The organism is Priestia sp. SIMBA_032 (assembly GCF_046535215.1).
GTDB classification, from domain to species: Bacteria; Bacillota; Bacilli; order Bacillales; family Bacillaceae_H; genus Priestia; species Priestia aryabhattai.
Genome location: NZ_JAWRXD010000001.1, coordinates 1,197,942 through 1,205,940 on the forward strand (window position 1 = coordinate 1,197,942; position 7,999 = coordinate 1,205,940).

At 37.1% G+C, this 7,999-nt stretch carries 6 protein-coding genes; 1 reads left to right on the forward strand and 5 read right to left on the reverse strand.

Annotation, left to right across the window (positions count from 1 at the left end; all coding sequences use genetic code 11):
- Window positions 1-123 precede the first annotated feature (123 nt).
- The 3 genes from fabG to SB717_RS05945 form a co-directional block, all read right to left on the reverse strand.
- Complete coding sequence (gene fabG / locus SB717_RS05935; RefSeq protein ID WP_045295283.1) at window positions 124-864, reverse strand: 3-oxoacyl-ACP reductase FabG; 741 nt, start codon at window positions 862-864, stop codon at window positions 124-126.
- Between the two features lie 580 nt (window positions 865-1,444).
- Window positions 1,445-2,062 (reverse strand): TVP38/TMEM64 family protein, encoded by a 618-nt coding sequence (locus SB717_RS05940; protein WP_074679363.1) that lies wholly within the window; start codon window positions 2,060-2,062, stop codon window positions 1,445-1,447.
- Window positions 2,063-2,224: 162 nt separating this feature from the next.
- Window positions 2,225-4,204, reverse strand: coding sequence for a S9 family peptidase (locus SB717_RS05945; RefSeq protein ID WP_410903427.1), 1,980 nt, complete (start codon window positions 4,202-4,204; stop codon window positions 2,225-2,227).
- Window positions 4,205-4,380: 176 nt separating this feature from the next.
- Between SB717_RS05945 and SB717_RS05950 the strand changes: the two genes are divergently transcribed.
- The gene (locus SB717_RS05950; protein WP_028412421.1) at window positions 4,381-4,617 is read left to right on the forward strand and encodes an IDEAL domain-containing protein; all 237 of its coding nucleotides are present in this window, start codon (window positions 4,381-4,383) and stop codon (window positions 4,615-4,617) included.
- Window positions 4,618-4,813: 196 nt separating this feature from the next.
- On the opposite strand, the gene aceA is transcribed toward SB717_RS05950, so the two are convergent.
- Together aceA and SB717_RS05960 are read right to left on the reverse strand one after the other, a co-directional pair.
- Window positions 4,814-6,097 carry an isocitrate lyase gene (aceA, locus tag SB717_RS05955; protein ID WP_028412422.1) on the reverse strand — a complete coding sequence of 428 codons (1,284 nt, stop codon included), beginning with the start codon at window positions 6,095-6,097 and terminating at the stop codon, window positions 4,814-4,816.
- Between the two features lie 392 nt (window positions 6,098-6,489).
- A complete protein-coding gene (locus SB717_RS05960; RefSeq protein WP_074679367.1) occupies window positions 6,490-7,749 on the reverse strand; it encodes a M48 family metallopeptidase in 1,260 nt (419 codons plus the stop codon).
- Window positions 7,750-7,999: the final 250 nt, after the last annotated feature.

The following is a 7,999-nucleotide window of genomic DNA, read 5'->3' on the forward strand; positions in this document are numbered from 1 at the left end:
TTTACTGAACTTGCAGACAAAATTCCACTTTGCCGATATGTGAAATGCTGGATGCAACAAAAAAACTTTTCAGTGATCATTTGACCACTGAAAAGTTTTAGAAAAGCGAGTTATTTTCTACTTTTACATCATGATTCCACCATCTACATGAAGTGTTGTACCGTTAATATAGTTAGACTCATCAGATGCTAAATACAGATAAGCATATCCAATGTCAGAAGGCTGACCTAATCTTTGTAAAGGAATAGTGGATTTCATTTGATCAATGATTTTGTCTGGCATCGCCTTCACCATATCCGTCTCAATAAATCCGGGAGCTACAGCGTTTACATTAATTCCTTTTCGTCCCAGCTCTTTAGCCCATGTTTTTGTCATTCCTACTACGCCTGCTTTTGTCGCCGCATAGTTTGTTTGACCAACATTTCCATATACGCCAGATACCGAAGATGTGCTAATAATTTTCCCTTTACCTTGAGCAATCATATGCGGTACCACTGCTTGCGTACAGTGAAAAACGCCTGTAAGGTTTACGTTAATTACCGCTTGAAAATTTTCAACTGATAATTTGGTTAGCATTCCATCTCTGGTAATACCTGCATTGTTAATTAAAATATCTATTTTAGAGTAGCGTTTCACTACTTCTTCTACCATTGCATCTACACTGTCTCGATCCGCTACGTTCACTTGAAAGAATGCTACATCTCCGCCTTCTTCTTTTAACTGAGCTGCTCGTTCTTCCCCCGCTTTTGCGTCGTAGTCAACCATAGCGACTTTTGCACCCTCTTGTGCGAAAATTCGAGAAGCTTCGAACCCTAATCCATTTGCTGCACCTGTAATAATTGCCACTTTATCTTTTAATCTCATGTCACCCGCGCTATAAGACGCTTACTAACAACGATTAATCAGCAAGTCGCTTGAATCTTAGTAGCGCATTCCCCTCCTCAAAACGACGCCAAGCACGTCTTAATGATCATTCGGTGCTTTTCTAGTAATGATCCCTCTACTTACATCTTAGTAGTCAAGCTCAAAAATCATTCATATAATTTTTAAGAAAACGTTTTGAAATACATGAGGTGATAATACATGTTGAGAAAAAACATGTATATCTCTAGAAAACAAAGGGTTCATTACTTAGGTGCAACTAGGAATAGACGTCTAATTTATTCCCAGTTTTTTCTTTTATTTTAGCATATTTTTCATAATTGATAAACAAAAAACTTGTTCATTACTGGACAGATACTCTATATATGCATTGTTCTACTAACCGAATAAACAGACAAATAACGTCTTTAAGAAAAATTTTAAAATCCTTTCAAAAATGCTGTTGTATCCCTATAAGAAAAGGCTTTTCTATAGTTTACAATACCCCTTTTGGCTGTATGTATAACAAAAGACTGCATATTAAAAAGCAGTCTTTCATCACTATTTGTTATATATAAACAAACTATTTGTCATACTGTTTCACTTTAGATTTTTCATTTAATCTTCGTTCAATTTGTTTTCCGACAAGCCATAGAACAAAAATGATGACTAAAACAAGTACTGCTTTTAGAGGCTGTTTCACAAATGAAACAAAATCGGCCCCAATAAAGCTCATCATAAATATCATCACCATTTTACCCGCTAATACAGCAAGCATAAACTGAGTCATACTGACACGTGATAGTCCTGCTACTACATTAATGGCCGAAGACGGGGTAAAAGGGAAACAAAGCATAATAAACAGCGGTCCGAAACCGTGTCTTTCTACCCAAATCATAATTTTTCGAATTTGCGCATGCCGGCTGATGAAATGCAAAAACCTCGCCTGTCCATATTTTCTAAAAATCAAAAAGACAAGCAGTGATCCAATGCAGCTGCCAACCCATGAAATTAAAAAGCCTAACCATAAGCCAAAAGCGGCAGCATTGGCCATTACAAACGCAAAAAGCGGCAAGATGGGGATAAACGCTTCTAAAATAGGCAACAGCAGTCCGGGAATGATTCCAAATGATTGATATTGTTTTAATAACTCGAGGACGCCGTCTAATGTCAAATAATGCTTTAATGTTTCAAAATCCATCGAATGTTCTCCTTATTTAAACAACTGTGCTACTTTTCACTTATTGTACTACTTTCCTTTACCAAACAAAAGTTTTACAGCGTTTTACCTTTCCTGTCCTTTTACGTTTGCCATACAGCCTTTATTTACGCACATCTATTTGGTTGAACAGCCATGCACTTTTTACTGAGACTGTTTTAAATAACGTTTAAACCAGCTTGTTAAATATTTTAGTCTCGCCGTTCGTAAATTAGGCTTACCGCTTCTAGAAAGTTCATGATTAGACTGAGGAAAACGAATAAATTCTACTTCTTTATCTTTTCTTTTCAGTGCCACATAAAGCTGTTCAGCTTGTTCAATTGGACATCTATAATCCTGTTCGCTATGCAGGATTAACAGCGGTGTTTTAACGTTCTCCGCTAAACGAAGCGGCGAGTGGCTCCAAAGTTTTTCCGGATTTTCATAAATATCAGCTTTTAATTCCCATTCGGTAAAATAATAGCCAATATCACTAACGCCGTAAAAACTTGTCCAATTTGAAATAGACCGTTGCGTCACCGCTGCTTTAAACCGATTTGTACTTCCTACAATCCAGTTTGTCATAAACCCTCCGTAGCTTCCTCCTGTTACGCCAAGCTTATCTTCATTAATATAAGAGTAGCGCTTAACCGCTTCGTCAGTTACTGCCATCAAGTCCGTATAATCCATGCCTCCGTAATCCCCTCGAACCGCATCTGTAAATGCTTGACCATATCCTCTGCCGCCTCTTGGATTAGAAAAGAGGATATTGAACCCTTTTGATGCAAGTACTTGGAATTCAAGCATAAATGTATGACCATACATAAGATGCGGACCTCCGTGGATTTCTAAAATGGTTGGAGATATATCATTGGTAGCAGCAGCTTTTACTACCCAACTGTGGATATGTATACCGTCCGTAGAAGTCGCGTAAAAAGATTCTGCTTCCGTTAACTGTACATGCTGTAAAAATGAGTCATTAACGTTTGTCAGCTTCACTAATTCCTCTGTTTTTAAATTTAGAGAATAAAGATCTCCAGGATGTGTAAATGTACTGATTGCTACGATAGCTTCCTCACCATTGGGAAGAACGGATACCCCATATACGTGAGCACTATCCATAAGCACAGGGTCTAACTTTCCATTCACATTTCCTTTATATATGCCCACAGAACCCTTTTCACTTACGACAAAATAAAACTCTTCTTTACTGCTCCACATAATTCCCGCTGCGGTTCTTCCAAAGTGAAAATCTCCTGCTACCATATCTCCTATTTCTAAGTCTATGCCAGCAGTGATACAAGCTGTTTTTTGGTTAGAGACCTGATAAATGTATATGTCGTTCATTGAAGCTGATCCGTATGTACGTTCATTTCCAATGTAAGCTATGTATGACCCATCCGGTGACCACGAAACTTGATGAAAATATCCTGTTTCTGCTGTAATAGATGTTAAATTTTTAGTCTCACGATGCAAAATAAACACGTCCATGGTTAACGATAAATCTGGATTCTCTCCTCGGCTGCTGCAAAATACAATTGAGTTTGCATCAGGGGCCCAGCATCCTATAGAGTGATGATAAGGTCCATCCGTTAAAAACGTCACTTCTTTATTTTTTAGTTTAACGACAGCAACTTGCGTATATTCGCCTTTTAAATAGCCGCTAGCATCGGATTTGTACAGTAAACGTTCCACTTTATATGGCTGAGGATGTTCATGATTTTGTTCAACTCTTACAGCTTTTTCTGCTACTTTTGTAGAAAACATAATTTCGTCACTATAAGGAGACCATACCGGATTACTGACGCCTTTTTCAAGATTTGTGAGTGCTTCTGCTTCCCCGCCCGTTGCTGCTAATAAGTAGAGCTGAACGTCTTGACTGCGATCGGATAAAAAAGCAATCCACTTGCCGTCAGGGGACCAGGCGGGAGAATGATTATTTCCTTTATAGTACGTTAATTGCTTTGTTTTTTTCGTTTCAAGATCTAACATAAACAGCTGCGTTTCATAACTGTTTTCTATCTTCTTCGTTTCTCGAACCGCATAAACTACACTTTTTCCATCTGGAGAAATCTGAGGATTATACACAGACTTCAATTCATACAAATCCTCTATCGTTACCGTACGCTTTTTTAAATGATTCAATTTCTTCGCCCCCAAGCATTCATTTTTAAACCAAATAGTCAATCGATAAAAACGAAAGTAGCGTTTCCCTTTTACTTTATCATTTCTAAAAATAAAAATCTAAAAATTTAGAAAATTAGTTGTTTTTTCTTCTTTTAATCTATATAATAATAAAAAGGGTGCAGAGGTGATGAGGTATGAACAATGAAAAATCGTACACGGAAATGATGAAGTCCCTCGCTCGCAAGAAAAAAGTAATTGATACTGTGAGTATGTTGGATGTTTATATCGAAATGGTAATTGATGAATCGCTTTTTAAGCGTCAAAAAGAACTGTTAGAAACAAACATTAACACGGCATTAGATCAACGTGATGAAACTGCTTTTTATGAGCTATCAGCACAGTACCAATCCCTGCTTCAAACATCTACTTAATATTTTAAGAACTTAATTCATGTTAATGATTTATATGTACGTTTAACAGGCAGATACTTTCTTCTCAGGAAGAACAGCTGTCTGTTAAATCGTGTTTACTACATAAAAAAAGATTCTTACATCTGTAAGAATCTTTTTTGTTAGGATTTTTTCCTATGAGTGGAAGTACCTAACCGTTCCACTCATAGATTTTTTGTTATTTATGTGCCTGAAACTGCTCTTCTTCCGTTGAACCTTTTAAAGCTGTTGTAGAGGAAGTCCCACCAGAAACTACTTGCGCTACTTCATCAAAATAACCCGTACCTACTTCACGCTGATGTCTCGTAGCTGTATATCCATTTATTTCACTAGCAAACTCTCTTTCTTGTAACTCTGAATAAGCTGCCATTCCTCTTGTTTTATACCCTCGTGCCAGTTCAAACATGCTGTGATTTAAAGCGTGGAAGCCAGCAAGCGTAACGAATTGGAATTTGTAACCCATTTTTGCGATTTCTCTTTGGAACTTTTCAATCGTTTTCTTATCTAATTTTTTCTTCCAGTTGAAAGATGGTGAACAGTTATAAGCAAGCATTTTACCTGGGAACTTTTCATGAATAGCATCTGCAAATTTTTGTGCTTGTTCCAAGTTTGGTTCAGACGTCTCACACCATACTAGATCAGCATATGGCGCATATGCTAAGCCACGAGCAATAGCTTGATCAATTCCGGCTCTCGTGCGATAAAAACCTTCAGCGGTGCGTTCACCTGTAATAAACTGGCGATCTACAGGATCAACATCACTTGTAATTAAATCAGCAGCATCAGCGTCGGTACGAGCAATCAGAAGTGTTGGAACACCCATTACATCAGCAGCTAAACGAGCAGCAATCAAATTTTTCACAGCGGTCTGAGTTGGAAGCAATACCTTGCCGCCGAGATGACCACACTTTTTCTCAGAAGATAATTGATCTTCAAAGTGTACGGCAGATGCTCCCGACTCAATCATTCCTTTCATTAATTCAAATACGTTTAACTGTCCTCCAAACCCTGCTTCTGCATCTGCTACAATTGGAGCAAAATAATCAATATCTCCTTCTCCTTCTAAATGCTGAATTTGATCGGCACGCTGCAGCGCTTGATTGATTCGTTTCACAACATGCGGCACGCTGTTTGCTGGATATAGACTTTGATCAGGATACATATTTCCTGAAAGGTTTGCATCTGCAGCTACTTGCCATCCGCTTAAGTAAATTGCTTTTAACCCTGCTTTTACCTGTTGTACCGCTTGATTTCCTGTTAAAGCTCCTAATGCATGAACGTATGGCTCTGTTTTTAATAAGTTCCAGAACTTTTCGGCCCCTCTTCTAGCAAGCGTATGTTCAATATCAATAGATCCTCTCAGTCCAATGACTTTTTCTGCAGAATATGGACGTTCAATTCCTTTCCAACGCTCATCGCTTTTCCAGTTCTCTTCAAGGTTTTTTACACGAATCTCTTTCATTCTTTATACCCCCTAATGAATTTAAAATTCTATATTCATAAAAATAGAAAACGCAGCAGTGAGAATATGTCTGTTTCATGATGAAGTAAATTAGCAGTTTGCCATAGTGTTAGTAAGAACGTAGATGAAATAAGTAATTTGTTGAAGGACATGTAGTATGACTTTGCTGAGGTGAATATACGCTGATAAGTTCGACTGCTATCTTTTCAATCACAAATAACTATTCCTCCCTATTGTTATAAAACAGTTTTTATTTTACATACGTTATTATATAACAGTACTTTCGAAAATGAAACCTCCTTTTAGAATTTTTTTCCTACTCGCAAGGAGGCTTTTCTATTAATACCTACGTATAAAAGGCTTCATATATCCTTTACTTTTTCTTATATCACTTATTCATTTCTTTCATACTTCTCAACAAATGAAATTCTTTCCAGTATTGTTGGATGACCATATCGGAAAATTTTCACTAAATACGGCGGATTCACCTGGGACAGTCCTGATTTTGTTAAATCCTGAAATGTTTTAATAGCAGCTTGTTTATCTCCTGTTAAGTCCATGGCGTACGTGTCAGATTGAAGTTCATGATGACGCGACTGCATATTTGTTAACGGACTTACAGCAAATGTGAGCACAGAAAAAATAAGTAGAATAAGCGGTAATGAATTTAAATCACTAAGAGAAGTGATTTTTAATGCTTTCCCCCATCTCTTAATCACAAAGCTAGCTAAATGTTTCGTTAGCCATAAACCTACAATCGATAAAATTAAAGCTGAAGCAATCCCCACATAAATATGTTTCTTCACATAGTGACCCATTTCGTGCGCCATAATAAACAAAATTTCACGTTCCGTCAATTTATTAAGAGTAGTATCCCATAACACAATTCTTGAATTAGAACCTATTCCCGTTACATATGCATTTAGAGAGTTCGTTTTTTCAGACATGTTTACTTCATATACATGCTTAGCAGGTATATGAGCTTCATCTGCTAAATGCAAAATTTTCGTCTCCAGCTCTTTATTCTTTAACGGATAAAAATCGTTATATAACGGATCGATAACCACTGGTTGAATAAACGTCAAAAATAGCGTAAATGGAATAGATACTAGCCACGCATACAGCCACCATCTTTTTGAAAACTTACGAATGAATGCATATAACACAGCAATCACTAAAAACATCGTGGCATAGTTCACCCAAAAATCTGTAAAAAGATCTTTCATCCATCCTTGGAAAGGTTGCGTCGTAATATGGTAGGCCGTTGAAAGCTTATAGCTAATCCAGTCCATAGGAAAAGAATAGACCAGCAGCAGAACAGATAACCAAAATACATAAATAGCAGTTTGGAGAAGACTGAAACGGCTGACGTCTTTAGACCACTTATTAACTTTCCTAGACACACCTAACACTAAAATTAAAATAAACCCTAGCCACTCATATGGAATTCGGATAAAAAAGAGCGCATCTCTAATCTTTGAATATTTTTCGGTTAACATAAGTTCTCTTGCATTCATAAACGTAGCCGGATCCACGCTGGTGCCTTTTAATGATTGTGGAATAGAGGTGTCACTTATATAAAATAAATACACCCATATACAAGCTGCATACACAAGAAAAACTCCGATGGACCACAAAACAATTTTTTTCACACATTCCCCTCCTTTTGTACAAACAGTATTCCGTTATTACTATTGTAGGTTTTTTTTCGAAATTTAGAACAAGCGTTTATAGATGTCCCATAAGAAATACAATTTGGAGCGAGGAAATCATAGAAAAACGAAAAATAGAGTTTAGACAAAAGAATAAACTCTATTTACAAACAAAAAAAGCAGTTTGCATATGCAAACTGCTTTTAAGATGACCCGTACGGGATTCGAACCCGTGTTACCGCCGTGAAAG